Raw genomic sequence first — 26,986 nt, forward strand, 5'->3', positions numbered from 1 at the left:
TCCCCCACAAAATCCTTATACTTAGGGGCAATTTTTCTCATAAATTCGTGGATGCTACATGAGTCGCGCCATCTCGCACATTGATACATTTCAGGGCTTAATTCTTGCCCTACAAAACTATTGGGCCGAACAAGGCTGCGTCGTACTACAACCGTACGACATGGAAATGGGCGCTGGAACATTCCACACCGCAACATTCTTACGTGCTTTAGGGCCTGAAACTTGGAATGCTGCATACGTTCAACCTTCACGTCGTCCAAAAGATGGTCGCTATGGTGAAAACCCGAACCGTTTGCAACACTACTACCAGTTCCAAGTAGTACTTAAGCCAAATCCAGACAACATCCAACAGCTCTATCTTGATTCTTTAAAAGCAATCGGGATTGATACGCTTACTCATGATATTCGCTTTGTAGAAGACAACTGGGAATCTCCGACGCTAGGTGCTTGGGGCTTAGGTTGGGAAGTTTGGCTTAACGGTATGGAAGTAACTCAGTTCACTTACTTCCAACAAGTCGGTGGCATTGAATGTTACCCAGTAACAGGTGAAATCACTTACGGTTTAGAACGTCTTGCAATGTACCTTCAAGGTGTTGACTCGGTTTATGACCTTGTTTGGACCAAAGGCCAATTCGGTACTGTGACTTACGGCGACGTATTCCATCAAAATGAAGTTGAGCAATCAACTTATAACTTTGAATACGCTCCAGTTGAGAAACTATTTGAACTGTTTGATTTTTACGAATCAGAAGCAAACCGTTTAATTGAAGCAAAACTTTCTCTTCCTGCTTATGAGCAAGTTGTTAAAGCATCTCATACCTTTAACTTGCTTGATGCACGTGGCGCAATTTCTGTAACTGAGCGTCAACGTTACATTTTACGTGTACGTACTTTGGCGCGTGCTATTGCACAAAGTTATGTACAAGCACGTGCAGAGCTTGGCTTCCCAATGGCAGAACCCCACTTACGTGATGAAGTATTGGCACAGCTAAAAGCACAAGCTGAAAGTGAAGCAGCAAAGGCGGAGAAAAACTAATGAGCAAACATACTGTTTTATTCGAACTTGGCTGTGAAGAACTTCCACCAAAAAGCTTAAAAAACTTACGTGATGCATTACAAGCCGAAACGGTAAAAGGCTTAAAAGATGCGGGCTTAAACTTCGCATCAATTGAAGCTTATGCTGCTCCACGTCGTTTAGCGCTTAAAATTGTTGATATCGATGCTGCTCAAGCTGATACACAAAAACGTTTTGACGGCCCTGCTGTTCAAGCGGCTTACGATGCTGAAGGCAAACCAACTAAAGCACTTGAAGGCTTTATGCGTGGTCAAGGTGTTACAGTTGATCAGCTTTCTACTTTCCAAGCAGGTAAAGTTGAAAAAGTTTGCTATTTAAAAGATGTGAAAGGTCAAAGCCTTGATGCTTTACTTCCACAGATTTTACAAACTGCGCTAGATAACTTACCGATTGCTAAGCGCATGCGTTCTGCTGCAAGCCGTACCGAATTTGTACGTCCAGTGAAATGGGTTCTTTTACTTAAAGATGACCAAATTGTTGACGCAACTATTCAAGATCACAAAGCTGGCAATGTGACTTATGGTCACCGTTTCCACGCGCCTGAAGCTGTGACTTTAGCGCATGCAAATGACTATTTAGCTGCTTTAGAAAAAGCTTACGTTGTTGCAAACTTTGAAAAACGTCAAGCAACTATTCAAGAACAAGTGAAAAAGTTAGCTGATGAAGTTAACGCAACTGCTATTGTTCCAAGTGACTTACTTGATGAAGTAACAAGCCTCGTTGAATGGCCAGTTGCTCTTCGTGCAAACTTTGAAGAGCGCTTCCTTGCTGTTCCTCAAGAAGCCCTTATTACGACGATGCAAGACAACCAGAAGTATTTCTGCTTGATTAATAGCGAAGGTAAATTGCAGCCTTACTTCATTACTGTTTCAAATATTGAGTCTAAAGATCCGATTCAAATTATTGAAGGTAATGAAAAAGTTGTTCGCCCGCGTTTATCTGATGCTGAATTCTTCTTCTTACAAGATCAAAAGCAACCACTTGCATCTCGTAAAGAAAAACTAGCAAACATGGTATTCCAAGCACAACTTGGTACGCTTTGGGACAAATCAACACGTATTGCAAAACTTGCAGTTGCGTTGTCTCCGATCACTGGTGCCAACACAACCGATGCTGAAAAAGCTGCATTACTTGCTAAATGCGACTTAACTTCAGAGCTTGTTGGTGAGTTCCCAGAACTTCAAGGTATTGCGGGTACTTACTACGCTCGTATTGAAGGCGAAAACACTGAAGTTTCAGAAGCTTTAGGCGAGCAATATTTACCAAAATTTGCTGGTGATGTTTTACCAAAAACCAAAACAGGCACAACGATTGCCCTTGCTGACCGTTTAGATACCCTCGTTGGTATTTTCGGTATTGGACAAGCGCCTACAGGTTCTAAAGACCCATTTGCTCTTCGTCGTTCAGCCATTGGTATTTTACGTTTAATCATTGAAAATGAATTAGATGTAACAATTGAAGAGCTAGTAAATCTTGCACTTCAAGGTTATGGCGATATCGTTAAAGACCACGACAAGACTCGTGCTGATGCTGTTGCATTCTTGGAAGGTCGTTACCGTGCAAAGTACGAAGACCAAGGCGTTGCTGTTGACGTACTTCAAGCCGTTCAAGCACTTGCACCAAAATCTCCACTTGATTTTGACAAACGTGTAAATGCTGTAAACCACTTCCGCGCATTACCTGAAGCTGCCGCACTTGCTGCTGCAAACAAACGTGTTGCTAACATTCTTGCAAAAGAAGCTGCACCAGAAGGTTCTGTAGTTGCAGCGAACTTAGTTGAAGATGCTGAAAAAGCATTATTTGCTGAGCTTCAAGCAGTTACACCTGTGGTTGAACCATTACTCGCGGCAAAAGACTACACTGCTGCACTCTCTAAGCTTGCAGCACTTCGCGCGCCGATTGATGCATTCTTTGATGGCGTAATGGTAATGGCAGATGATGCTGACCTGAAAGCAAACCGATTACGTTTATTGGCTCAGTTGCGTAACTTGTTTACTGCTATTGCTGATGTGAGCGTGTTGCAGGGTTAATTAGCTTATGACTAAATAAAGGGATCTTCTATAGATCCCTTTATTTTTTACGTTAAACAAATGCTTTAATTTCTTCTAAACTTTTCGATGGTTCAAACCACATAAAATCATAATCAGCCACATCATGAATATAAAACGGATCATTTTTCATGATCTCTTTAGCTTCTTGAATCGAAGAGCTTAGAACTAAAATCACTCCACCCACTCTATTTTCTCGACGCCCTGATGCCAGAAACTTCTTTTGCTCATAATAATGATCTAAAAAAGCAATATGCTCTTTGAGTACAGCATCAACTTCGGCTAATGGTTTTTTATAGGTCAAAGTAACAACAATCATCTCATTCTCTTAAAGTAAGCAACATATGACGTAGAAAGGCTAAATACCGATAGCTTATTCGATCGTACGCCTATTCCCCCAATTCATCCACACCAAACTCCCCACAATAATCACTCCACCTAACAACACCATCATTGATGGTTTTTCATTTAAGAAAACAACGGCTAAACTCATGGCAACAATTGGCGAGCAATATAAAAAATTCGATGCAATCGTTAACGGCATATTTTTAAGTACATATCCCCAAAGTACATAAGCCATTGCACTTGGGAAAATACCCAACAAGATAACCGAAATATTGGCTTGCCAAGTGGCATGTAAAATTTCATTAGGTAAATTGGCACTATAAAATAGTAAAGGAATGGTTCCGAACCAGATGATGTAGCACATCATGCTCAAGGCATCATAATTTAAAGCAAATTTCTTATATAAATTAAAGTAGAGACCCCATGCAATTGCGGCTAAAACAATTAATAAACTATAAGGGCTCGGTACACCAAAACCATGATCTCCACTGACTACCAAAACGGCGCCGCAAAGACCGAGCAAGATACATAACCATTGTTTAAAACTGATTTTTTCTTTAAAAAGCAAAGCTGAAATAATAAAGGTAAATAACGGAATGGATTGACTCAAAATACTGGATGCAACCGCACTCACATATTGCTGCCCTGTATTTATAAGCAAATGATGCAGAGTTACAGAGAAAAATCCTAATACAGCAAGTGCAGGAGCCTCTTTCCACTTTAAAGGTTGAATGCCTTTTTTCATGACCAAAAGCAGTAAAAAAAACGATGCAATCAAAAAGCGAAGCAAGGCAATATGCTGCGGTGTATATGAATGCAAAGCACTATGTACGCCAATCGGTGAATAGCCCCAACAAAAGACGGTCACAGCAATACATAAATAGAGCTTAAATGCGGGAGGCTGGGTTTCGGCAGCAAGAGAAATTGCCATGTTAAATCTGCACTAATGAAATGGAACTCTTTCATCATATGCGCATGGATAGTTGAATAAAATTAACTTATATTGAGTCAAATATTCATTAAAAGTGAATGATGAAATATGGATATCACCCAGTTAAAAATGTTTCAGACGGTGGTTGAGTGCGGAACAATGGCTAAGGCATCACTGCAACTGCATTGCGTACCATCCAATATTACAACACGCATTAAACAACTTGAAGAAGAACTAGGATCACCGCTATTTTATCGTGAAGGAAAAAGTTTAAAACTCACTTCTTCTGGTGAGATTTTCCTTAATTATTGTCATAAAATTTTGGCACTGTGTGATGAAGCAAAACGAAGTATTCATCCAGATGCACCGCCCTCTGGTCCATTAAAAATTGGGGCTATTGAATCTTCTGCTACGACTCGCCTACCCAATTTACTTGCGAAATATCATCAACGTTATCCAGAAGTTTCCATTCAAATTATTACGGGTACATGGAAACAACTATTAGTTGATATTTCTCAGCATAAACTTGATGGCGCGATTGTCGCGGGTAATATTGAGTTCCCTATGCTAAATAAACTTAGTATTTATCAAGAAGAAATGGTCTTGATTGCATCTCATTCTTTGAGAGAAATCCACAACCAAGAAGACCTGATTGGTAAAGAAATTTTTATGTGGACTGAAGGCTGTCCTTACCGAGCAGCTCTTGAAGAATGGCTTAAGCTCAAAAATATTTCACTTCCAATTACTAGCATTACCAGTTACGCCACTATTATTGGTTGCGTCAGTGCAGGCTCTGGTGTGTCTTTGGTACCGAAGAGTATTTATGAACAATATAAAAATTTAACCAATATTCGAGGCTATAAATTTGAACACCTTGCTTTTATGCAGAATCAATTTTTCTGGCATAAAAATGTCAGTAACCATAAAGCTCGAGATATGTTTTTAGACTTAATTAAGTCTGAATTTTGTTTATGAGCCATTGGGGTAATTACTTTATTGCGATCAAGTGATGATTTATCGTAATCAAATCGTATGGGTTTTATCTCATTGCAGTACAAGCTTTATTTTTAACAGTAAGATCACCACTTCATCTTTTGATTCTGGTTGGGGAGATTTATCCAAAATGAAAACCATACACATTTTATGTATTGCGACCTCTATGTTGGCTTCATCAACCTTATTTGCAGAAACAACGCAACCACAACAAGTGGGTGAAACAACCTCTAAAGCACAACCTTATGGTGACAACCCAAGTTTAGGTCGTGTATTGTTATATAAAACTGGAAAAGGCATACAAAATTTAGGAGACTCTATTCAAGGAGCTTCTGAAAAGACCTCAAATAAAATTAGTGAAAAATGGCAAAACACCAAAGAATTTACGGCTAAAAAAGCAGAAGTCGTTCAGCAAAAAGCAGATACAGCCAAAGCTTTTACAGAAAATAAAATAGATCAGGCGAAGCAAAATATTACCAGTAGCCGAAATGGTGAAAGCATTCCGATAGAGCAAGGTCAGTTAAGTAAATCGAGCACAACAACGAACTAATTTGCTTGGACAGCGTGATAACTTCGCGCTTTTATAAATACAGATATTCAACTAGAACTAATGATCATCAACTATAAAGAGCTAGGAATCTGCCTTATGAATAGTCAAAAACTTCTCTTTTCATCACTATGCTGCTTAGCATTAACTGCATGTGCGACCTCTGCACCTCCTTCTTCGTCTTATTCTTCAGCACAAGTTTTAGAGCAAGATACGAATATTGAAGCTTATCCATCGACTACAGGTAATGTAGCCAAACTCATTAAACAAGATAAGCAAGCTTGTATGATTGAATTTACGGGATATTTAGGGGGCGGACACGTTACCGAACACTGGGTATTTAATGATAAAGGTCGTCTCATTTCAGCCACCTCATTTACACAACAATACCCTGATGAATCAGGCATATTAAATCAGGCAACTAACTCTACAACCAAAAGCTCGACCACTTTTAACATTCAAGATCCAGAAATTCAGAATAATTTCAAAAAACTCCAAAATAACTTTAATCCAGCAAATTTAGAAAAGTGTAAGTAATACTCTTCCATAGAAAGCCCGTTGCAAAAGCTACCTTCTGCAACGGGTTATAGCTATTTTAAAAATTTATTGGACCTAATTTAAAAAATTATAAATAAGCTATTTAATTAGCAATCAAGCCATTTGTTGCTGTCAGTAAATCAATACGTGGGAAAACCAAGCCCGTTCTTGAGTCAGTAATTGGTTTACCTGTCGTTTTTAAACGGCTAATGGTTTGATCAATACTTTCTGTTGGACTCACGCTATTCGCTCGCAATAAAGCAATCGCACCTGCCACATGCGGTGTCGCTTGAGATGTACCGCCCATGGTGTAACCACCCGCGGTAATCATTGCTCCGGGTGCCAATAAAGTCACAAGGCTACCCCCATTACTGAAGCACGCTACTTTATCTGCTGCTGTTGTTGGGTCAGAACATTTCACTGGATTTCCCCATGACACTCCTCCAATATTGCTGTCATAAACAGCACCAACTCTTACTGCACCAGCAACACAGGCAGGAGATGAAATTCCATCTGAAAATGCATCATTGCCTGAAGCTACAACCGGAACCACACCAGCAGCTCGCGCATTAGCAAATGCTGTTGCATAACTGCTATTACTACATTCTGAAGTGTATTTAACACCTGGCACACCAAGGCTTAAATTCACCGCTTTAATGTTATAAGTCTGAGCATTATTTGCAGTCCAGTTTAAAGCCGCCAGAATATCGCTGTCATAAGCAGTACTACTCCACTGACCATTTACCCGAACACGTCGAAAGGTATCAATACCAATAATTTTAGTCTTGGTGGCAACCTTGGACACAATGCCTGAAACATTACTACCATGCCCATCATCATCTAAAGTGCCATCATCTGGTGCACTATCAAATGAATAAACCACCCGACAAGTGTTTGATGGTGTGTTTACTGCCGTACACCCAAAATCAGAGTGAAGATAATTCACCCCAGTATCAATCACGGCCACACTAGAGCCTTCACCAGTGAAACCATTGGCATTTGCTTGTGGTTGATTAATTAAAGGTAAACTTTCATTGGTCGCGGTTTGATTAATACGATTTGGATAAACCGCTTTAACGTTAGGGTCATTGAGTAAAGAGACCAAAGCTTCGCGGTTACTAATCCGATAAAAAGCTAAAGGCAAGTTATTGTAGTCTCGAAGTACTTGAACACCACCAGCACGGTTAAACCTTGCCTGTAAATTTTTCTTATTTGTTGCAATATAACTTCGCCGTTCTAACCCGGAAGGCACGCTCACCGAAGCAATATTGTATTCAACAATTAAATCATTCGAATCATTATTCACCAAGGCATCTAAATCGATTTTACCCTGAAATACTTTTTGTTTTGCTGCCTGATTTAATCGCTGTTTAGCACCTTTAGAATCTAAAGGGAGAGCTGATGCAGTTGTACTTAAAATCGTACATAGACCTAATAGAAATAACGTTTTACTTTGCATTATTTTTCTCCGTAGTTTTTCAACTAACAATTTACTTATTTCGCTTTTATTTCATTTGCTGGATCTTTTTCTGGATCAATCGGTTGAATAGAAAGATCACTTTTTGTGTCATAAAAAGGAACAGTATCAGCTGATACCGATTGTGGATGAGTAAAATGTTGAGATAGATTTTTAGGTTGAGTAGGCTCCTTAAGTTTAGAAAGAAAAGACGATGTGTCTGGTTGTGACGAATTCGACTCATGTAAAGCAGAATTAAACACATCAGATGCACCACTTGTGGGCTTTAAATAAAGGACAACGGCGACCAAGCCGACTATTACAAGAAGGGAAGCAATAATTTTCATCTGTCATATCTCTGTTTTTTTGTTTATAGATATCTATTTTTATTTTTGATTATTTGAAATAAAGCAGCATTTCTTAATATATTTTTCATGTGAAAAGTCTATTTAATGAAATACATAACCACTAAAAAGTTAGAATAACTTTATCCCGAATAAGCAAAAATACAGTTCTGCCCTGTACGTTTATATTTCTGGCAGAAGATGGTTCAAAAGAGTGCTAAAAAGCGACTTATTCTCATAATAAGCAATAACTATGCCGTTTACCCCAATAAATAATGAGATTTACATCACATTTAAAGATATAGAGGATAAATTCGAAAACCCCAAATGAAAAAATAAGAGCTAATTTTTCTTAATTAGAATTTCTAATAAATAAATGTTCTTTTTCACTTTATTATTAATTTTTATTAATCTCCACAATTCATCCCTAGTCTGTTTACTCAACGTAACACTGTTGTAACGTTTTGATGAAGTCAGTTCCCAAATCCATATTCTCTTGGCTATGATTCGTTTGCATTTATGAAATACCTCACTAAAAAGGTATATTCTTTGAAGGATATCGCAATGAAAATGATGAAAACAGCTATCGTTACTGCAAGTGTTCTTGCTTCTGCTTCTATTTTTGCACAAAGTGCGGGCGTTAATGCAGATGCTTCTGCTCAAGTAAATGTACAACCGGGCGGTCTTGTTAGTGGCGTAGCCAACACAGTCAAAAATACTGCACACACTGTAGGTAGCACAGCAAAGCATGCTGGTCATGTTGCTGCTGACACTACGGTTAAAGCAACTAAAAAAACAACAGGAAAAGTGACTGAACTTTCTTCTAAAGCTGCGACAGGTACTAAACACTTAGCAACTGAAGCTGTAACTGGTACTAAACACTTTGCTACCGAAGCTGCGACAGGTACTAAAAATGTAGCAACTAAAGCTGCAACTGGTACTAAACATTTTGCTACCGAAGCAGTAACAGGTACTAAAAATGTAGCGACTAAAGCTGCAAACGGTACTAAAAATCTAGCAGTTGAAGCTAAAGCTGATACAAAAGCAGGTTTTGACGCTGTAAAAACTAAAGTTGCTGGAAACCAAGCTGACCAAAAAGAATTTACTGCTGAAAAACAAGCTGATGCTCAAGCTCATGTAGATGCAGTAAAAACTCGTGTAGCTCAAAACCAAGCTGAGCAAAAAGAATTTGTTGCAGACACAAAAGCTGATGCCCAAGCACAGTTGAATGCAGCTGAACCAGCACATGCAATTAATGCTCAAACTGGTGTAAATGTTGGTGTTAACGTTGGCCCTGTTGGAGTTAACACAAACGCAAATATAAACGCTGGTGCTCAAACGTCTACACAAAAAGCAGAAAAGAAATCTTGGATTAAAGGTCTTTTCGGTACGAACTAATAGCTTATACATAAAAAAGGGCAGTTAATTGCCCTTTTTTATTTCTTAAAAATCAAATGTTCAGCTGGTTTCAGTTAAAACCAAACCTGCACGCAAGCCAAGTTTCACATTTGGATTTGGAAATAAAATCCAGACTTGATCTTGCTCAACAACATAATTGCCAGAAGGTTGAGTCGCAATAATTTCACCTTTGGTAAAAGTCGAAAAATTTGGAGCCTCAGCCGATAAGTTCATCTGAAAATCTTCGTCTTTTTTAATTAAAGAGTCCGATACTTTAAAGACCCGAATTTTTGTTTTATTTCGCGGAGGCAAGGCTTGCTCAGAAACCACATGACGAATAACTTCATCAATTGCAGCAAACTGGCTCAAGTCATTTTGTCCAAATGGTAAGGCTTTGCCTAACTCTAAAGTTGCGCTCGCAGCTTTAAAATTTTCACTGGTAAAATGCGTAAAGGTTTTACCGACCGAATTGTGGTAAACCAAAGCATCCAAATCGGCTGCTTCAAGGCTCGCTGTCAAATCTGCATCATAAGCATGCGTTTGATAGGGAAATAAAGCAAATGTTGGTAATAATGAAGCACGAATTGCTGTATGCAAATCATAGTGATAACGTTTTGCTTGGCTTGAACTTTCCTGAAAAAAAGTCGTGACAACTTGCTCTAAAACTTCAGCACGCTTTGATTCTTCAGTCACAGGTAGAGTTTTATATCCACCACAAAACATTCGGTTTACATCGTCATGCACATAACGCTTACCTTGACGCATTGCATAGGGGTTACCCAATACAAACAGCAATCTCACAGCAAGGTTTAAACGTCCCGTAAATAAATCTGTGCAAAGATGAGATAACAATTCAATTGGTGCTGTTTCATTACCATGTACGCCAGCTGACAGTACGACGGCTTTGTCGTACTGTGCATTTGGCGTACATTCAAGAAGTCCCTCACCTAACCAACGCCAAGAAAAATTATCTTGTTTTCCTTCACATGTTGTAGGCTGCTCACCTTGTAAGGTTAATGCTAGAAAATCTTGCATGTCACCTCCTCATTATTTTTGGAAAGGATAAACCGAACCTAAACCTAAAATTTTAGTCAGCTCATCGAGCGCCATACGGCTTTCCATGAGTAAATGCGGATCTGCTAAATCTTCTTGTGCTAAACGATCACGATAGTGTTTATCCACCCATTGATTGAGTGTGCCAAACAATTGATCATTCATTAATACTTTTGGATTTACAGCATTTAACTCAGTTTCGTTTAAAGCTACGCGTAAACGTAAACATGCAGGACCACCACCATTACGCATACTTTCACGTAAGTCATATACCTGAATAGCATCAATTGGTGTACCCATCTGAACCATATCGTTCAGATAACCCCAAACTGCCTTATTCTGGCGAGACTCTTCCGGTACGACAATGGTCATTCCACCATCTGGACGAGTCAAAATCTGGCTATTAAATAAATAAGTTGCTACGGCATCATCAACGGTAACGCGGTTTTCAGGCACTTCAATCGAAATAAAATCTTCACCGATGCTTGCCATTTTTTGACGAATTTCAGCAAAAGCTTGATCTTGATTTAAAAAGGCATGTTGATGATGGAATAAAACCTGTTGGTTACTTACCGCGATCACATCGTTATGGAAAACGCCTTGATCAATTACATCCGGATTTTGTTGAACAAAAACGGTATGTGCATCATCTAAACGATGCAAACGTGCAATTGCTTCACTTGCTTCACGTGTCTGACGAGCTGGATAGCGTTTTGGTCCCGGTAAACCATTATTTAAATGTTGTTGACCATAAACGAAAACTTGAACTCCACGTTTAGCATAATCACCGCCTAAACGATTGTGATTTGCTGCACCTTCATCACCAAACAAAGCCACTTGTGGCAACGCTTCATGATGAACAAAATGACGTTCATTTTTAAAGATCGCTTGAAGGACCTGACTTGTAGTTTCAGCTTCAATTGAGCGGTGAAACTTATTATTCAGGTTTGCTGCGGTAAAATGCACGCGTTCATCTTGGCTATCTGCCGAAGGTGAAACAGTTGCCGCATTTGCAGTCCACATTGGCGAAGCTGAACTTAACGATGATAATAGTTCAGGTGAATGACGCATTGCTTGAGCAACAACGCTAATGTCATCTCCTGTAAAACCTAAACGGCGTAACATTGGAACATGTGGACGCTCATGTGGAACAAGCACACCTTGTTTCATGCCCAGATCAGCCAAGGCTTTCATCTTTAACAAGCCTTGTTTGGCTGCTAATTTTGGATTCGAGGCATTATTACGGTTTTTTGTCGATGCTTCATTACCAAACGACAAGCCCGCGTAGTGATGTGTTGGACCCACTAAACCATCGAAATTTACTTCATATCCTTTCATTTTTCTTTCCCTAGTGTTTAAGGCAACACAATCCCTGGAGATAATTTTTCTGGTAAGGTTAAGCTGTCACTTTCAAGTGAAGCCATTGGCCAAGCACAATAATCAGCTGCATAAAAAGCACTTGCGCGGTGGTTACCAGATGCTCCGACACCACCAAATGGTGCAGCACTTGAAGCACCTGTTAATGGCTTATTCCAGTTCACAATACCAGCACGCGCTTCAATAAGTACTTGATCAAATAGTTCACGTTTTGGTGAAACTAGACCAACAGACAAACCAAAGCGAGTTGCATTCGCAATTTTTAATGCTTCATCAAAGTTGTCATAACGCTGAATTGTCGTAAGTGGACCAAAATATTCTTCATCTGGAATATCTGTCACGCCTGTTACATCAACAATGCCTGGCGTAAGTAACGAACTATCTTCTTGTGGACGTGTCATTAGCAACAAGCTTTTTGCCCCAAGCTCAAGCAATTTTTGCTGAGCAAGCATCATGTTTGTTGCAGCAACTGACGAGATAACGCCACCCATAAATGGTTGTTGTTCATCGTTCCAACGACCAACTTTTAGGTTTTTAGCAACCTCAACAAAACGTTGAATAAATGCATCACCTTCTGCGCCATTTTTTACCAAGATACGGCGTGCACATGTACAACGCTGACCCGCCGAAACAAATGCAGATTGAATAGTGAGATTAACCACAGCATCGACATCAATAATTTCATCAATAATCAATGCATTATTGCCGCCCATTTCAAGCGCAAGGATTTTCTCAGGAGCACCCGCCATTTGCTTATGCAAGTGATAGCCTGTGTTTGCACTTCCGGTAAACAATAAACCATCAATTTCATGTGAAGCAGCTAGCGCTTCACCAGTGGTACGACCACCTTGCACCAAATTCATCACACCATTTGGCAAACCAGCTTGCTGCCAAAGTTTCACAGTTTCTTCAGCAGTCCAAGGCGTTAATTCACTTGGTTTAAATACCACGGTATTGCCTGCAAGTAACGCAGGAACAATATGCCCATTTGGTAAATGGCCCGGGAAGTTATATGGACCGAAAACTGCAAGCACACCATGCGGACGGTGACGTAAAGATGCTACGCCATCGGCCATTTCAGTTGAGCTTTCACCTGTACGCTGATGATAAGCACGGATTGAAATTGCAACTTTGCCAATCATTGACTGAACTTCAGTTAATGTTTCCCAAAATGGCTTACTGGTTTCTTGGCTAATCACTTCTGCTAAATGCTTTTTATTTTCTTCAAGCAAAGCCGCAAATTTTTCAACAATCGCTACACGTTCTACAAGTGGTAAACGTGCCCATGCTGGAAATGCAGTACGCGCTGCCTGACAAGCTTGCTCTACATCAGCAGCAGTTGCCTCAGCACCCGACCATACAGTTTGGTTATCAACTGGATTTGTTTTTTCAAATGTTGTGCCGCTGCCTTGTAACCAGACACCGTTTATAAATAAAGAGTTTGACATCAGGATACTTCCATTGGATTTAGTGATAACACACGAACAACGTGACCTTCTTGTACACCGAGTTTTTCAGCTTGTTCATCTGTTAAATTTATAGTTTTATCAACAAGATCAAGCTTCATTAACATTGCCTTATAGTCATGATAATTATCATTGGCAACGAGATATTGGGTCTTACCGACCGCAGCTTCACTTGTAATTTTGACGTTTAAGAACTGACTTTCTTTTACTGCGCGCAATTCATCAATATTGGCTTCAATGGTTGGACCCGCATCAAAAATATCGACATATCCTTGATAACGTAAGCCTTCCGACTCAAGCACATGATAAGCAGGCAGAGTATGTGGATGCATTTTCCCAATTACCTCTTGCGCGTCTTTTGGCAAGAGATCTACATAGACTGGAAAACGTGGCATAAGCTCTGCAATAAATACTTTTTGCCCAATTCCACTCAAATAGTCTGCTGTTGAGAAATCCATATTAAAGAAGTGGTGACCAATCGCATCCCAAAACGGAGAACATCCATTTTCGTCTGAGAAACCACGCATTTCAGCAATTAACTTTTTCTCAAAATATTGCTTAAAAGCAGCAATAAACATAAAACGGATTTTCGATAAGAATTTACCGTTTTGGTTTTCACGACGCTCTGGATCTAAAAATAATGTACAGAGTTCGCTACTACCCGTTCTGTCATTACTCAAAAATAAGGTAGGTAATGACTTATAAACGTTTAAGGCTTTTGAAGCGTGTACTTGAGTACCAACATGAAAGTTGTACCAAGGTTCAATGAGTCCTACAGCAACTTCAATTGCACTTAAACCAATAACACGTTGAGCTTCTGTGTCTTCAAGAACAAACAGATAGCCTTGTTCACTTTTATGGACATTGCCATTTAAAGTATTGCGAGTACGTGAAATTCGAGCCGAAAGTGTATCCATATTTTGTGGCAAGGAAGTCAGGCCTACACCCGACTTACCCGCTAATTTATAAATATCTTCAAGGTCTCGAAACTCGGCATGACGGACGATCATCATGGCTAGCTTTCCTTTTTTTTATTTAGCCAATTTTGCCAATGCTCTTTTTAAACGAGCAATTCCTTCATCAATATCTTGTTCAGGAATGATAAGCGACGGAGTAAAACGAACCACATTCGGGCCTGCAATTAAAGCAAGTAAGCCTTCTTCACCAGCCCAAGTCGTAATATCTTTAGCTTTCCCTGCATACTCAGCTTTTAATTCACAGCCAATCAGTAAACCTTGACCACGAATTTCTTCAAAAATCTGATGTTCAGCGTTTAATGCATTTAGTGCATCAAGGAAATATTGATAACGATGTTTCACGCCTTCAAGTACTTCAGGTGTATTAATAAACTCGAATACTGCACCTGCAACTGCACTTGCTAACGGGTTACCACCGTAAGTCGTACCGTGTGTACCGACTGAAAAATGCGGAGCAAATTTATCTGTTGTTAACATTGCACCGACGGGGAAACCACCACCTAATGCTTTTGCAGTCGTTAACACATCTGGAATAACACCAGAGTTCATATATGCATAAAGCGCACCGGTACGGCCTACACCCGTTTGTACTTCATCAAAAATAAGTAAGGCACCAAACTGATCACACAGTGCACGCAAACCTTTTAAAAATTCGATGTCAGCAGGAATAACGCCGCCTTCACCTTGTATCGGTTCAACAATGACTGCACACGTTTGCTCATTAATCACCGCTTTTGCAGCTTCTAAATCGTTAAAGGCAACGTGGTTAATTCCGTTTGGAAGTGGTGCAAAGTCTTGTGAATATTTAGGTTGACCACCCGCTGAAACGGTAAATAAAGTACGACCATGGAAAGCATTATTAAATGCCACAATGCCACTTTTACCAGCAACACCACTATCTAAACCCACTTTACGTGCAAGTTTTAGTGCCGCTTCGTTCGCTTCAGCACCTGAGTTACAGAAGAAAACTTTGTCTGCAAATGTATTTTCAGTGAGTTGTTTTGCAAGGCGTAGAACAGGTTCATTTGTATAACCATTGCCCACATGCCAAAGTTTTTTTGCTTGTTCTGTTAAAGCATTTACTGCCACTGGATGCGCATGACCTAATGCGTTTACTGCAATCCCGCCTGCAAAATCAATATATTCTTTATTTTCTTGATCCCAGATACGCGAACCTTCACCACGTACAGGAATGAAATTTGCCGGTGCAAAAACTGGAACCATCCAGTCGTTAAAGTTGCTTCGAGTTACAGAAATTGGCTGTTCCATGCTTACCTCAGTATTTATTTAATATATTCGATATCACTTAAATTTTAATAATTCAGAAAAAGGGACTGAACAAATAAACCCTATAACATCCTTTGTATTTGCTCAGACCACTTTTTCTAAAAGTAATTTCCGCAGATTAGCCTGGGAAAATACCGCGCTCTTTACGAGCTTTTAAAATACGCTCACATGCCAAGATGTAAGCTGCTGTACGTAAAGTACAAGCGTTGCTGTTCGCTGCATTCCAAACGTCATCCATAGCTTGAACCATCAATTTGTCTAAACGCTCATTGATTTCTTCTTCGGTCCAGAAGTAGCTCGCCATGTCTTGAACCCATTCGAAGTAACTTACAGTTACACCGCCGGCGTTACATACAACGTCAGGTACTACAACAATGCCACGCTCAACTAACACATCTTCAGCTTTAGGATAAGTCGGGCCGTTTGCGCCTTCTAAAATCAACTTAGCTTTAAGTTTTTCAGCACGTTCAACAGTGATTTGACCTTCCAATGCAGCAGGAACAATAATGTCAACTTCTGCTGTCCAGAAATCTTCATCAGCAATTGATTGCGCGCCAGCGAAGCCGCCAACACCTTGATTTGCATTTACGTGATCACGTAACGCTTCAAGATCAATACCGTCAGCATTGAAAATAGTGCCTGTATGGTCTTGAACGTGTGTAACTTTCGCTTTTGATTCAACAAACAAGAAAGCAGCTTCACTACCAACGTTACCAAAACCTTGAATAGCGATTTTTGCGCCTTCAATTGGTAAATTGATTTTTGCAGCTACTTCGCGGCCTGTAACAAATACACCACGACCAGTCGCTTTTACACGACCTAAAGAACCACCTAAGTGAACTGGTTTACCAGTTACAACACCTGTTACCGTGTAACCTTGGCTCGTAGAATAAGTATCCATCATCCAACCCATAATATTGGCATTTGTACCAACGTCTGGAGCAGGGATATCTTTTTGAGGCCCGATAATGTGACCGATTTCAGTCGTATAACGACGAGTCAAACGCTCTAATTCACGATTTGATAATTTACGCGGATCAACACGGATACCACCTTTTGCACCGCCAAATGGCAAGTTCAAAACAGCAGTTTTAATTGTCATCCATGCAGACAATGCCATCACTTCGTTCAAATCAACATTTGGATGGTAACGAACACCACCTTTACCAGGACCACGAGACAAGTTGTGTTGTACACGGTAGCCTTCAAAGTGCTGGATAGAACCGTCGTCCATTACAATTGGCACGTCTACAATAAGCGCACGTTTTGGGCGTTTTAAAGTATCGATATACTCTTCCAAGTGACCTAAATATGGAGCAACACGGTCAATTTGTGCCAAGTAAGTTTGCCAAGCATCGCTGTGTTCATTTACGTATGAAAGATCTGCCATCTTTTTTCCTATATACCTTCATAGATTCAGATTTGATAAATCTGCAATCTTTATTATTTATCAACTAAAACTTTGAAATAACAATGCCTTAGTTTATTTACCAAATCTTCTGCCCTTCTAAAGCATCAGACTTTTTAAATTCCATTTGTTGATACTAAAAGTATGATCTACTTTTATATATCGATATCTTTTACAAGTTTTCTTTTGTCTAAATTACTGTTTATAAAGATAGCTTTATAAAAGCAAAAACTAACCACAACCCACTAAACCAGCCGGCTGAAATATGAATACAAAAGAAGCGACATAACCGTTTGGGAGTTAAAAAGAACTATGATTTACAAAAATCATGAGTCCATAAAATTATTTTTGACTAATCGATAGATCCCTCCATTAGTCTTTTTAAAAATAAACTTTGTTCAATAATGCTACAGATTAATTATTTCCATACATACTGCTTAAAATTAAGCCGAAACATAGATATAAAATCTTCCAATAAATATAGCACAGAGCACGCTCATTTAGAACATTTTAAAATAAATAAGCAGAGAAAAAATAATCAAATCGTACTGTCTTTTATAATAAAAAAACAACAAATATTAAAAAAACCTTAACTCTAATAAAAAAAACTTATAGAAAATAAACTTCCATAAATATAAAAAATGTAAATATTTTTAATTATAAATAACAACTAGTTATAAAATTCAATCTTTTCAAAAACCATCAAAAAATTATCTATTCTCCACATTAAATCCATATTAATCCTATTCCACCCCTCTATTCCAAAAAACTAAAAACACCACCTTATTAAATAACAAGACTAAACATAGACTTAATCAAATATTTATAATAAATAAATATTAATAAAAATCCGATCAATGGTAAATTTATAAAACAACATTTGTTTCCATGATTAAAAATAAAAATTCATTTTTAAAAAAAATATATAAAGTCCCTTTCTTTTAATTTCCTACAGACCATAAAAAAGGCCCCAAATGGGACCTTTTGACTACGCTTGTAAAAGCATACTTTGCTTAGCTCTGCACCACATCTTTCTTGTGATAAAAAATAAAGTAGCTCGCATAACATAAAATAATAAAAACAACACAACAGATAAAGCCGACCCGCATCGAAGGATCCACCACCATACTAATACAAGTAATAGCACAGAACAGACCGCCCACAATTGGCGTCAAAGGAAACAAAGGAGCAGCAAAACGTAAATCTTTTGCAGTTTTACCAGATTTATACCACTGCCTACGGAAATTGAATTGAGATACGCAAATTGCAATCCACACTACAACCATTGTAAAAGCAGCAACACCTAATAAATTTTTAAAAATAGTTTCCGGTGCAAACTGTTCTGAAAGTAAACCTGGAATAGCGCCCAGCATTGTGACCACAATAGCCACAATAGGTGTTCCTGAAGGTGTAAGTTTTGAAAATATTTTTGGTAACTGGTTTTTTACTGAAAGCGACCACATCATACGTGAAGCAGCAAACAAACCTGAATTTGCAGCAGAGAGTAAAGCCGTAATAATTACAAAGCGAATAATATCTTCTGCATATGGAATACCAATGTAATTAAACACAGTCACAAATGGACTATTACTTACTTCATTACCACTCAAGCCAGCAAGATGAAATGGTAACAATGAACTAATTACAACAATTGTGCCAACAAAGAAAATTAATAGACGCCAAATGGCTGCATTAATCGCCTTTGGAACAGTTTTTTCAGGATTTTCAGTTTCACCCGCAGCTACTCCGATTAATTCGGTACCCGAAAAGGCAAAATTAACAATCAGCATGGTTGCAAAAATTGGGAATAATCCATGCGGAAACCAACCTTGAGCAGTTAGATTACCAAACAACGGTGCAGTTTCATGTCCGTGGTAAGGAATAAAACCAAAAATTGCCAACAAACCCAAACCAATAAAACAGATAATCGTAACAACTTTGACAAGTGCCAACCAAAACTCTGACTCAGCAAATAATCGTGTTGAACTAACATTCAGGAAAAAAACCAAGGCACCAAAACATAGTGTCCAAGCCCAAACAGACGTAGAGGGAAACCACTCTCGAACCAGTAAAGCTGCGGCGGTAAACTCGGTTCCTAAAGTTGCTGTCCAAGTTAACCAATAGAGCCAAGTAATCATATACCCTGTGCCCGGACCAATATAGCGACGAGCGTACTCACCAAATGATCCTGATTCTGGTACATGTACTGCAAGTTCACCCAGACATAACATCACGGTATAGGCAATTAAACCGCCTAAAAAATAAGAAATAATTGCGCCAATTGGGCCAGCTTGGGAAATTACATCACCCGACCCTAAAAAAAGACCTGTACCTATGGCACCGCCAAGGGAGATCATCACCAAATGCCGAGTACTCATTGCTCGTTTCAAAGGTGCAGAACTTCCATGTTGCGATGCATCATTATTCCGATAATTTAATGATTGCATATAAAAAACTGTAACGACAATTTAGTAAAAAATCATTTTAGGATAAAAAAATAAATATGCAATTATCTTTGAATAGTGAACTTATTTTAAGCAACCCTTTTCTCTTTAAATAAAATAAACAACAAAAACAAATTCTTATAGAAAAATATAGTTATTTATGTATTTTAATTAACCTTATACTATTTCTATAATTTATATATAAGCACAACCCATTTATTTTAAAATATACTATTTATAGACACCCCTGCTTATATCAACATTTAATACGCTAAATATTCGCAGATCAAATGTACTATTTATTTAAATAATGAATTTTAAATTAATATACAAATAAGTTTATGAAAAAATATTTTTTAAGCAAAAAATAAAGCTCAAACCTAAAGGTTTGAGCTTTATTTAACCGCTATAACGTTTTAATAGCTGATTGAGATCAGTTGTTCAGTAGGCTGTATCGAACCTTCTATAAATTCACACATCTCATGTTCATCACAAGATAAATTCAATTGTTTATAGCTGATTGCAAAAAAGTCGGAATATTTTTTGATTACAAATGGACTCATGTCAGATGTTAAAGGCTCTTCGCACTTAAACAATTTAATGACTTTACGATCATTCATTCCTAACAAATAGGTTTCGTTATTTAATTCAATGTGAACTACACCAGTGTGTTCAGCCACAATTGGAATCAAATAAGACTTATTTGCCAACAGAACATCTAGAGTATAACTCTCAAACTTAGAGTTAATGAGATTGAAGACCAAAATTGAACCAAAGCTATTTTGTAACCCTTCTATATAACTCGCCTCTTGCTGAGTTTGTTGTACTTTAATACCCAGTTTTTGAAAGTCTAACTCAGTCGCCTGTTTTGCTTTCATGAGGCTACGAGTAATAGCCTGTTTAAGCGGGTTATCAAAATAACGCTCATCAAGCTGAAAATCATTTTGGCGTAATATTTTTAACAACATGTCGTCATGATGCGAAAGAACATGTGCAAGCACATTACGAAAATAAAATTTACTTTGCTTTTTGACCTTACGAACTTGCTGATAAAAATAAATTTCATCAAAGTCATGTTCAATAAAATCATGCAATAAACTTGAACTTGCCAGTACTGACAATGCTTCATGACCAGTAAATGGCAAATGAATCGTATGTAAGCTTGGCAACAACGCTTTTATTTTTAGGTAATGTTCGCGGTCAGTCGAAAAATAAGGGTCATAAACAATGACGTATTCACGTGCTGCATCCACATCTTGCGGCTGGATCTGCATCTCTTTATTTGCTACAGCATCGAAAAACTCAGCATAACGTCGATCTTCAACTTGATCAGGATCAATTGAATATTGAGGCACAAATGCAATCACACGGTTCATATTCAATAAATTAGAATATTTGATTGCTGCATAGCCGCCCATCGAACCGCCATAACCCACAATATTTTTAAAACCCTGAAGAACAGGCGAAATTGTTTTCGCCAGCTCAATCATGCTCGCTTGAGGAAACCATGATTTTTGTTTTGGCATTATCCCAATAACATTGTATTGGTATTTAATTAGGGACTTTTCAGCATTGATAGATAAGCCACTCGCTCGGGTAATCAAATCGCCAAAAGAGAGAACCAATGTATTAGAATCGCCTGGTAAAAAAATGGCTCTAATGTGTTCGTCTTCAAAAATAATTTGCTTATCCATGCTCACACCGAAAGAAAATTTGCTCCCACATACAACGTCAAAAATGAAACAAAATAGGTGTTTTGCCAATTTATGATTGCGGAGTATCTTATTTTATAGATGCCAGTCAGATTAAAAAGCGCAAAATATGACACAATCCTTACATCCTGCCGCTCAAAAAGGCTTCAGCTCAGCTGCTGAACTGTATCAGCAAGTTAGGCCTAATTATCCCGCAGAAATAGTGAGTTGGCTGCAAAATTGCCTCCAAATACAGTAAAACTCTACTGTTATCGATCTTGGATCGGGTACTGGCAAATTCTTACCCTACTTAAAACAAACACATGCAGATATTATTGCAGTTGAGCCAATTGGCGAGATGTTACAGCAGCTTCAACACGTTTATCCTGATATCAAAACATTACAGGCTTTTAGCCATTCTATTCCTGTAGCAGATCATAAAATTGATGCCATTATTTGTGCGCAATCTTTTCATTGGTTTGACAACATAGATACCCTAACAGAAATGTATAGGATATTAAAACCACAAGGACATTTAGGGCTGGTTTGGAATCAACGCGATGAGCGTACGGATTGGGTCAAAGCTTTAGCTGATTTTCTACTTCCACTTGAAGGAGATACACCCCGTTATCATAGTGAAAAGTGGAAGCGCGTATTTGAACAGCAGGATTTATTTGTGTTTGATAGCCTACAAACGTTTACACAGTCACAACGAGGTAGTGTCGAACAAGTGGTGAGCAAACGATTACTCTCAACAAGTTTTATTGCCGCAATGACTGAAAAAGATCAATTACAACTCAAAGCACAGTTTGAAAAAATTGTTTATGATTTTACGGGATTAGGTCCTCAAGATCAGATTGATTTTCCATATGTTACGTATGCATATCACTTTCAGAAAAGTACGTTACCCGTTAAATAATTAGTGAATAGGTTTGGTTGAAAGTTATGAAGAAGAAAACACCTCAGGTCATATTAATGTCTTTGCTTTGCTCTAGCCTATTTCTTACTGCTTGTAAAAAAGCGGATGAGCCTGCTAAGACGGAGCAACCTTCTGCCACCTCATCTACCGATCAGGTTTTAGAAAAACTGAATGAAAGACCTATTAAGACTTTTTCAGCAACTGCTGATGATGCACACGATATTGCGCTACTAGAGGATTATGACCGCCGCTTTACAGAAATGAGTGACGAGATGGAAAGCGAATTAGCAAAAATGCATGAAGCTGGAACCCTCACTACAGAGTTTGAGCAACAACGTACTCTTGATAATGTGCGCTCTTCTCTGACCATGCTAAAAGATTTGGATTTAAAAACTGAACAAGGCCGTTACATTCAAGGTCTACTTTATCAATATTGGGAAAACCAAGAAAAACACTTGAGTGATAAGCAAGCCAATAAAGATGAGCAGATCAATGATCTTGCCGACTATTTACAAGCACAAAACCAATTAAAATATTGGAAAGCATCGCAACAGAAATAAGTGCAACATTCCTTAATAAAAAGCCTTCATATTTATGAAGGCTTTTTTAAATTATATATTTTGCTTTTCAACCCAATGAATAGATTGCACACGAAATAGTTCACAAGCACCATCACCTGTATCAGTTGGTGTAAGCGATGATTTCCAGACTAGATCTTTATCCTTAATTTCGACAAGATCACCTTTGAGATAGACCAGATCTCCACGTTTTACTTGTTTAATCTGTTGGGCGATTTGCGGGTTCGCAGGAATGATGTGCATGTTAGACACCATTTGCATCGCCTGATCTGCTGGAACAGGTAATTTAGGAATTTTCCAGTTTAGATAACGGTCATATTGTTTAACTGAAATATGGCGTGCAATTTCAGGCTGTGCAAACAGTCCCCAACTTACTGCATAGTCAATAGGTGAAAACTTAGCTTGTTCATCATTTTGATAAACTTTTGAACCCAAGATCCTGAAATTCCCTTGAAAAGGCTGTAACACAGAAATGGATTGGTCTTTTTCTATAGGACTCAGACCGTTGGCAATATTATATTCACTTGAGGTCGATGCAAATGCTGAACTTATGCCAATAGCAGCCAGCAAGCCCATCATCAAACGTTGTTTTTTCATCGCTTTATACCTCGAATATTGCTAGATCAAATTAAATAGATCTTCAATTTATAGTAGTCACAAGCCATGAAAAAAATATCGGAATTTAGTAACAATACAGATTAATTTCGTCTATTTTTGTGCACTCAAAATTAAAATTTAATCTTCAAAATCCACTCTTAAAGTTTCAAAACGGACGTTGCCTTGTTGCACAGCTTGTGCAATTGCTTGTTGGCCTTTGGTTAGCCTTGCCCCACCGCTTTTTACATCAAGTAAAATAATATTAATGTCTTCTGCCGTTCCATCACCATCTCGAAAATCGGTGTATCCATCAAAAATAATATAATCCACTGGATCGCCCATGAATTTTGCATCGCTCGGTAGATACTGAAATTCTGGCAAAATGGGAGCGAATTGTTCTGCCATTTTCCCTTTCAACACCGCACGACTTGTATTCACGCTTCGCTTTTGTGCTTGAATCAGAGCTTGTTGGTGCTCCAATTCAAGTTCAGCAATATATTGCTCATATTCAGCCTTAATTCGGCCATTGCGAGTATTTGATAAAATAATAGTAGTGATAATAATACCAATACCCGCTCCAATTAGCATGGCAAGCCATACAGACATAAACTTTCCTTAACAAGCACAAATCAACATTGCAGATCTAATCATATCTAAAATAACGAAACAGCTTAAACTTTTGTCAAATGCGGTCATCTACTTCTCATAAAAAGATGCTAAGGTATAAAACATAAACAAATGTGCTGCTGAAAATAATTGAATTTATGAAAACGATACTTATTGCAAATCAGAAGGGTGGATGCGGGAAAACCATGACGGCCATTACGTTGGCAACAGCATTGGCACAAAAAGGATATAAAGTAGCATTAGCAGATTCCGATAACCAAAAATCGGCTTTACAGTGGTTAAAACAACGCCCTGATACCGTCGCAACGATTCAGAGCCTCGACTGGCGTCATGAAAAATCGATTGGTGATGCGCCTAAACATCTGGACTATTTAATTATTGATGCACCAGGTGCACTTTCAGGTGAACATGCTGAACAACTCATCAGCGAAGCTCATGCCATTATTACTCCACTTCAGCCTTCATTTTTTGATATAGACAGTACTCGCCGTTTTTTAAAGCATTTACAAGATATTAAACGTATTCGTAAAGGCAAAGTACAAATTTTACTTCTTGCTAATCGTGTAAAACCGAACAGTGCAAGCTCAAAAGATATTCAACAGTTTTTTGAAAAAATTGAACAAGAACCTGTTGCATGGATTTCTGAACGCAGTGCTTATGGTAGCTTAGCTATGCAGGGTTTAAGTGTTTTTGATAAACCACAAAAAAACTTTATTAGTATTCAAGATCAATGGCAACCTGTTCTAAACAAGTTAGTTGAAGACAAAGCTGAGTGGTTTTAAGTGAATTTTAGCTTCTAAAAAGAGTTGTATAAGGTTCTTTACATTACAGCCTTAAAATTTGCCTCAGGTTATTTTTCAGTTAATATGACTTTATTCTACATAGAAAATTAGAGAAATATTGTTCGTGCATCCATACGCTCCTAATTTACAGCGCGTTTTATTGTTTGGGCTGTTTTTTATTTTGATTTTTTTAGGATTTAATATCCTGAAATACTTTATTGTTCCTGTTCTTTGGGCTGCCATCATTGCTTATATGACTTGGCCTATTTATTTAAGAATTCAGCGTTTTTTTGGAGAAAGCCGTAATACTTTAAATGCAACACTAATGATTAGTCTGGTCATTTTGGTTGTTGGCATACCTTTTACATGCGCTATTTTTATTTTGCAGCATGAAGGCCGCAACTTATATTTTGATTTACAACGTCAGGTTTTTTCGGGTCATTTAAGCGTTCCTGATTTTATTCGCGATCTTCCTTTTGTTGGAAAAGAAATTTCTCGCACACTCAATGAGTTAAATAACGATCCTAATAGCACCATTCAGAACATTGCAGCTTGGGTACAAAGCCATTTAAGTTATGGTCGTGTGCTGCTCGGTGAAATTAGTAAAAATATTGTCAAACTTGGTTTTGCCGTATTTAGCCTCTTTTTCTTCTACCGTGATGGACAACTGATTTTGTCTCAGGTGAGCAAAGCTTTAGAAATGGTCATAGGCCTTCGTGTTCATCACTATCTTGATACGATTTCTGAAACGACTCGTGCCGTAGTCTATGGTGTGGGTTTAACTGCAATTGCTCAAGCCGTTTTAGCTGGATTAAGTTATTTCGTAGCGGGTGTACCAAACCCAATGGTACTCACCATTGCTACTTTCTTATTGGCTCTAATCCCATTTGGTACACCAATTTCCTATTTAGGTGTCGGTCTATGGTTGTTCTCTCAGGGACAAACCATGGAAGCAATTGGTGTAATTGTATGGGGTGTGGTGATTGTTAGTAGCTCAGATAATGTGATTCGCCCGCTTGTTATTTCCGGTGCCACTAAAATTCCATTCCTATTAATTATGTTTGGTGTGTTAGGTGGTATTGCGAGTTTCGGTTTGGTGGGATTATTTATTGGACCTGTAATTTTAGCTATTTTACTGGCGATTTGGCGTGAATGGTTACATGAAACTATTGAACCTGAACCTATGCCTAAAACGACCATGATTTATGATTCTGATAATGAATCTTCCAATCATAAAGAGTGACATACTTATTTAATTTAAAAATGTTTCAAGATACAAAGTGACTATTTAAATTAACTTGTAGGCTAAGCCTTCCTTTGTTTGAATCTAATAATCAGACATATATATTTATAAGGGCATCCAACCATGCAGACTTTTAATAAAATTGGCGCAGTCTTTGCGCTTACAGCTTTTTTTGCAGTCGGCTGTAGTTCAGTCACAAAAACTGTATCCGACACGGCTCACTCATTAACCACAATGCATACGAAAAAAGTGGTTGATGTAAATGAAGTTACCGCAAATGGTATTGGTAAAAAAATAGGTACTATTAGCTTTCAAGATAGCGACAAAGGTTTAATTATTACTCCTGCTTTAGCTGACTTACCTAGTGGTACTCGTGGTTTCCATATTCACGAAAATGCCTCTTGTGATCCTGCTGAGAAAGATGGAAAACCTGGTGCAGCTTTAGCTGCTGGCAGTCACTATAACCCGAATCAAGCTCCTCATCATGGTACGCCAACGACTGGCCATTTAGGCGATCTACCTGCTTTAGTGGTCGATAATACTGGTGTTGCAACAACTGCTGTGATCGCACCTCGATTGAAATTTGCAGATATTCAAGGCCGAGCGATCATGATTCATGCGGGTGGAGATAATTATTCAGACTCTCCTCTGCCTCTCGGCGGTGGCGGAGCACGAATCGCATGTGGCGTGATTAAATAATTTATCTGTTTATTAAATTGTGGGTATCTAAAAAGATATCCACAATTTTGTTAATTTATTGATCACTATAACTTGGTTTAAGCCTAATAAAATCTTAAAAAGTGACTGACTTTTGTAGATAAAAAGAATAATATTTTTGAAGTAATAAAAATTTAAAGTTACAT

24 protein-coding genes and 1 pseudogene are annotated in these 26,986 nt (G+C 38.3%); 11 read left to right on the top strand and 14 right to left on the bottom strand.

The genetic code is table 11. From position 1 onward, the window contains the following. The first annotated feature begins 58 nt into the window (after nt 1–58). Both glyQ and glyS read left to right on the top strand, forming a co-directional pair. On the top strand, nt 59–1,036 hold the full coding sequence (gene glyQ, locus FY048_RS08100) for a glycine--tRNA ligase subunit alpha (protein ID WP_151795323.1): 978 nt from the start codon (nt 59–61) through the stop codon (nt 1,034–1,036). Then, the gene (glyS, locus tag FY048_RS08105; protein ID WP_446090782.1) at nt 1,036–3,105 is read left to right on the top strand and encodes a glycine--tRNA ligase subunit beta; all 2,070 of its coding nucleotides are present in this window, start codon (nt 1,036–1,038) and stop codon (nt 3,103–3,105) included. Before glyQ ends, glyS begins: the two co-directional genes overlap by 1 nt. Nucleotides 3,106–3,157: 52 nt before the next feature. Here the strand turns inward: glyS and FY048_RS08110 are convergent, their stop codons facing one another. Next, a complete protein-coding gene (locus FY048_RS08110; RefSeq protein ID WP_446090783.1) occupies nt 3,158–3,442 on the bottom strand; it encodes a YciI family protein in 285 nt (94 codons plus the stop codon). Between the two features lie 54 nt (nt 3,443–3,496). Beyond that, complete coding sequence (locus FY048_RS08115; RefSeq protein ID WP_446090784.1) at nt 3,497–4,399, bottom strand: DMT family transporter; 903 nt, start codon at nt 4,397–4,399, stop codon at nt 3,497–3,499. Nucleotides 4,400–4,507: 108 nt separating this feature from the next. Between FY048_RS08115 and FY048_RS08120 the strand changes: the two genes are divergently transcribed. From FY048_RS08120 to FY048_RS08130, 3 genes are all read left to right on the top strand, one after another. Continuing rightward, the gene (locus FY048_RS08120) at nt 4,508–5,374 is read left to right on the top strand and encodes a LysR family transcriptional regulator (protein ID WP_446090785.1); all 867 of its coding nucleotides are present in this window, start codon (nt 4,508–4,510) and stop codon (nt 5,372–5,374) included. A 148-nt stretch (nt 5,375–5,522) separates the two neighbouring features. Beyond that, the gene (locus FY048_RS08125; protein WP_446090786.1) at nt 5,523–5,942 is read left to right on the top strand and encodes a hypothetical protein; all 420 of its coding nucleotides are present in this window, start codon (nt 5,523–5,525) and stop codon (nt 5,940–5,942) included. 96 nt (nt 5,943–6,038) lie between these two features. Continuing rightward, nucleotides 6,039–6,476, top strand: a complete 438-nt coding sequence (locus FY048_RS08130) for a hypothetical protein (protein ID WP_446090787.1) — start codon at nt 6,039–6,041, stop codon at nt 6,474–6,476. 103 nt (nt 6,477–6,579) lie between these two features. Here the strand turns inward: FY048_RS08130 and FY048_RS08135 are convergent, their stop codons facing one another. Further along, entirely contained in the window at nt 6,580–7,935 is a 1,356-nt protein-coding gene (locus FY048_RS08135) for a S8 family peptidase (RefSeq protein ID WP_446090788.1), read from the bottom strand. Between the two features lie 35 nt (nt 7,936–7,970). Beyond that, nucleotides 7,971–8,279 carry a hypothetical protein gene (locus FY048_RS08140; RefSeq protein ID WP_446090789.1) on the bottom strand — a complete coding sequence of 103 codons (309 nt, stop codon included), beginning with the start codon at nt 8,277–8,279 and terminating at the stop codon, nt 7,971–7,973. 561 nt (nt 8,280–8,840) lie between these two features. Between FY048_RS08140 and FY048_RS08145 the strand changes: the two genes are divergently transcribed. Beyond that, nucleotides 8,841–9,674 carry a hypothetical protein gene (locus FY048_RS08145; protein ID WP_446090790.1) on the top strand — a complete coding sequence of 278 codons (834 nt, stop codon included), beginning with the start codon at nt 8,841–8,843 and terminating at the stop codon, nt 9,672–9,674. A gap of 60 nt (nt 9,675–9,734) precedes the next feature. Here the strand turns inward: FY048_RS08145 and astE are convergent, their stop codons facing one another. The 8 genes from astE to FY048_RS08185 form a co-directional block, all read right to left on the bottom strand. Beyond that, nucleotides 9,735–10,709, bottom strand: a complete 975-nt coding sequence (gene astE / locus FY048_RS08150; RefSeq protein ID WP_446090791.1) for a succinylglutamate desuccinylase — start codon at nt 10,707–10,709, stop codon at nt 9,735–9,737. Between the two features lie 12 nt (nt 10,710–10,721). After that, nucleotides 10,722–12,065, bottom strand: a complete 1,344-nt coding sequence (gene astB, locus FY048_RS08155; protein ID WP_016140063.1) for an N-succinylarginine dihydrolase — start codon at nt 12,063–12,065, stop codon at nt 10,722–10,724. Between the two features lie 17 nt (nt 12,066–12,082). Next, the gene (gene astD, locus FY048_RS08160) at nt 12,083–13,552 is read right to left on the bottom strand and encodes a succinylglutamate-semialdehyde dehydrogenase (protein ID WP_446090792.1); all 1,470 of its coding nucleotides are present in this window, start codon (nt 13,550–13,552) and stop codon (nt 12,083–12,085) included. Beyond that, complete coding sequence (gene astA, locus FY048_RS08165) at nt 13,552–14,583, bottom strand: arginine N-succinyltransferase (RefSeq protein WP_446090793.1); 1,032 nt, start codon at nt 14,581–14,583, stop codon at nt 13,552–13,554. The genes astD and astA overlap by 1 nt, the downstream gene beginning before the upstream one ends. 18 nt (nt 14,584–14,601) lie before the next feature. Next, complete coding sequence (locus FY048_RS08170) at nt 14,602–15,816, bottom strand: bifunctional succinylornithine transaminase/acetylornithine transaminase (protein WP_446090794.1); 1,215 nt, start codon at nt 15,814–15,816, stop codon at nt 14,602–14,604. A gap of 136 nt (nt 15,817–15,952) precedes the next feature. Next, nucleotides 15,953–17,224, bottom strand: a complete 1,272-nt coding sequence (locus FY048_RS08175; RefSeq protein ID WP_004639628.1) for a Glu/Leu/Phe/Val family dehydrogenase — start codon at nt 17,222–17,224, stop codon at nt 15,953–15,955. Between the two features lie 1,031 nt (nt 17,225–18,255). Beyond that, nucleotides 18,256–19,689, bottom strand: a complete 1,434-nt coding sequence (locus tag FY048_RS08180; RefSeq protein ID WP_446090795.1) for an amino acid permease — start codon at nt 19,687–19,689, stop codon at nt 18,256–18,258. Between the two features lie 413 nt (nt 19,690–20,102). Then, nucleotides 20,103–21,380 (bottom strand): hypothetical protein, encoded by a 1,278-nt coding sequence (locus FY048_RS08185; RefSeq protein ID WP_446090796.1) that lies wholly within the window; start codon nt 21,378–21,380, stop codon nt 20,103–20,105. A 127-nt stretch (nt 21,381–21,507) separates the two neighbouring features. On the opposite strand from FY048_RS08185, the pseudogene FY048_RS08190 reads away from it, so the two are divergent. Both FY048_RS08190 and FY048_RS08195 read left to right on the top strand, forming a co-directional pair. Beyond that, a pseudogene (locus FY048_RS08190) lies at nt 21,508–22,296 on the top strand (class I SAM-dependent methyltransferase). A gap of 26 nt (nt 22,297–22,322) precedes the next feature. Further along, nucleotides 22,323–22,856 (top strand): hypothetical protein, encoded by a 534-nt coding sequence (locus FY048_RS08195; protein ID WP_056482531.1) that lies wholly within the window; start codon nt 22,323–22,325, stop codon nt 22,854–22,856. Between the two features lie 51 nt (nt 22,857–22,907). Here the strand turns inward: FY048_RS08195 and FY048_RS08200 are convergent, their stop codons facing one another. Both FY048_RS08200 and FY048_RS08205 read right to left on the bottom strand, forming a co-directional pair. Further along, nucleotides 22,908–23,471, bottom strand: coding sequence for a hypothetical protein (locus FY048_RS08200; RefSeq protein WP_446090797.1), 564 nt, complete (start codon nt 23,469–23,471; stop codon nt 22,908–22,910). Nucleotides 23,472–23,609: 138 nt separating this feature from the next. Further along, nucleotides 23,610–24,077: a Holliday junction resolvase-like protein gene (locus FY048_RS08205; RefSeq protein WP_446090798.1), complete on the bottom strand. Its 468-nt coding sequence runs from the start codon at nt 24,075–24,077 to the stop codon at nt 23,610–23,612. A 158-nt stretch (nt 24,078–24,235) separates the two neighbouring features. Between FY048_RS08205 and FY048_RS08210 the strand changes: the two genes are divergently transcribed. The 3 genes from FY048_RS08210 to sodC all read left to right on the top strand — a co-directional run bounded on the left by FY048_RS08210 (nt 24,236) and on the right by sodC (nt 26,822). Beyond that, complete coding sequence (locus FY048_RS08210) at nt 24,236–24,880, top strand: ParA family protein (protein ID WP_017390979.1); 645 nt, start codon at nt 24,236–24,238, stop codon at nt 24,878–24,880. 124 nt (nt 24,881–25,004) lie between these two features. Then, entirely contained in the window at nt 25,005–26,123 is a 1,119-nt protein-coding gene (locus FY048_RS08215) for an AI-2E family transporter (protein ID WP_446090799.1), read from the top strand. 123 nt (nt 26,124–26,246) lie between these two features. Then, complete coding sequence (gene sodC / locus FY048_RS08220) at nt 26,247–26,822, top strand: superoxide dismutase family protein (protein WP_017390978.1); 576 nt, start codon at nt 26,247–26,249, stop codon at nt 26,820–26,822. Nucleotides 26,823–26,986: the final 164 nt, after the last annotated feature.

The sequence above is a fragment of the Acinetobacter sp. 1124_18A genome (assembly GCF_052824995.1).

What these genes read in the sequence shown, in the direction of transcription:
- FY048_RS08120 (WP_446090785.1), top strand. Translation starts at nt 4,508, where the DNA reads ATGGATATCACCCAGTTAAAAATGTTTCAGACGGTGGTTGAGTGCGGA.
- FY048_RS08125 (WP_446090786.1), top strand. Translation starts at nt 5,523, where the DNA reads ATGAAAACCATACACATTTTATGTATTGCGACCTCTATGTTGGCTTCA.
- astA (WP_446090793.1), bottom strand. Translation starts at nt 14,583, where the DNA reads ATGATGATCGTCCGTCATGCCGAGTTTCGAGACCTTGAAGATATTTAT.
- glyQ (WP_151795323.1), top strand. Translation starts at nt 59, where the DNA reads ATGAGTCGCGCCATCTCGCACATTGATACATTTCAGGGCTTAATTCTT.
- FY048_RS08175 (WP_004639628.1), bottom strand. Translation starts at nt 17,224, where the DNA reads ATGGCAGATCTTTCATACGTAAATGAACACAGCGATGCTTGGCAAACT.
- FY048_RS08110 (WP_446090783.1), bottom strand. Translation starts at nt 3,442, where the DNA reads ATGATTGTTGTTACTTTGACCTATAAAAAACCATTAGCCGAAGTTGAT.
- FY048_RS08170 (WP_446090794.1), bottom strand. Translation starts at nt 15,816, where the DNA reads ATGGAACAGCCAATTTCTGTAACTCGAAGCAACTTTAACGACTGGATG.
- FY048_RS08205 (WP_446090798.1), bottom strand. Translation starts at nt 24,077, where the DNA reads ATGTCTGTATGGCTTGCCATGCTAATTGGAGCGGGTATTGGTATTATT.
- FY048_RS08180 (WP_446090795.1), bottom strand. Translation starts at nt 19,689, where the DNA reads ATGCAATCATTAAATTATCGGAATAATGATGCATCGCAACATGGAAGT.
- FY048_RS08140 (WP_446090789.1), bottom strand. Translation starts at nt 8,279, where the DNA reads ATGAAAATTATTGCTTCCCTTCTTGTAATAGTCGGCTTGGTCGCCGTT.
- FY048_RS08135 (WP_446090788.1), bottom strand. Translation starts at nt 7,935, where the DNA reads ATGCAAAGTAAAACGTTATTTCTATTAGGTCTATGTACGATTTTAAGT.
- FY048_RS08195 (WP_056482531.1), top strand. Translation starts at nt 22,323, where the DNA reads ATGAAGAAGAAAACACCTCAGGTCATATTAATGTCTTTGCTTTGCTCT.
- glyS (WP_446090782.1), top strand. Translation starts at nt 1,036, where the DNA reads ATGAGCAAACATACTGTTTTATTCGAACTTGGCTGTGAAGAACTTCCA.
- sodC (WP_017390978.1), top strand. Translation starts at nt 26,247, where the DNA reads ATGCAGACTTTTAATAAAATTGGCGCAGTCTTTGCGCTTACAGCTTTT.
- FY048_RS08130 (WP_446090787.1), top strand. Translation starts at nt 6,039, where the DNA reads ATGAATAGTCAAAAACTTCTCTTTTCATCACTATGCTGCTTAGCATTA.
- astB (WP_016140063.1), bottom strand. Translation starts at nt 12,065, where the DNA reads ATGAAAGGATATGAAGTAAATTTCGATGGTTTAGTGGGTCCAACACAT.
- FY048_RS08200 (WP_446090797.1), bottom strand. Translation starts at nt 23,471, where the DNA reads ATGAAAAAACAACGTTTGATGATGGGCTTGCTGGCTGCTATTGGCATA.
- astE (WP_446090791.1), bottom strand. Translation starts at nt 10,709, where the DNA reads ATGCAAGATTTTCTAGCATTAACCTTACAAGGTGAGCAGCCTACAACA.
- FY048_RS08210 (WP_017390979.1), top strand. Translation starts at nt 24,236, where the DNA reads ATGAAAACGATACTTATTGCAAATCAGAAGGGTGGATGCGGGAAAACC.
- FY048_RS08185 (WP_446090796.1), bottom strand. Translation starts at nt 21,380, where the DNA reads ATGGATAAGCAAATTATTTTTGAAGACGAACACATTAGAGCCATTTTT.
- FY048_RS08115 (WP_446090784.1), bottom strand. Translation starts at nt 4,399, where the DNA reads ATGGCAATTTCTCTTGCTGCCGAAACCCAGCCTCCCGCATTTAAGCTC.
- FY048_RS08145 (WP_446090790.1), top strand. Translation starts at nt 8,841, where the DNA reads ATGAAAATGATGAAAACAGCTATCGTTACTGCAAGTGTTCTTGCTTCT.
- astD (WP_446090792.1), bottom strand. Translation starts at nt 13,552, where the DNA reads ATGTCAAACTCTTTATTTATAAACGGTGTCTGGTTACAAGGCAGCGGC.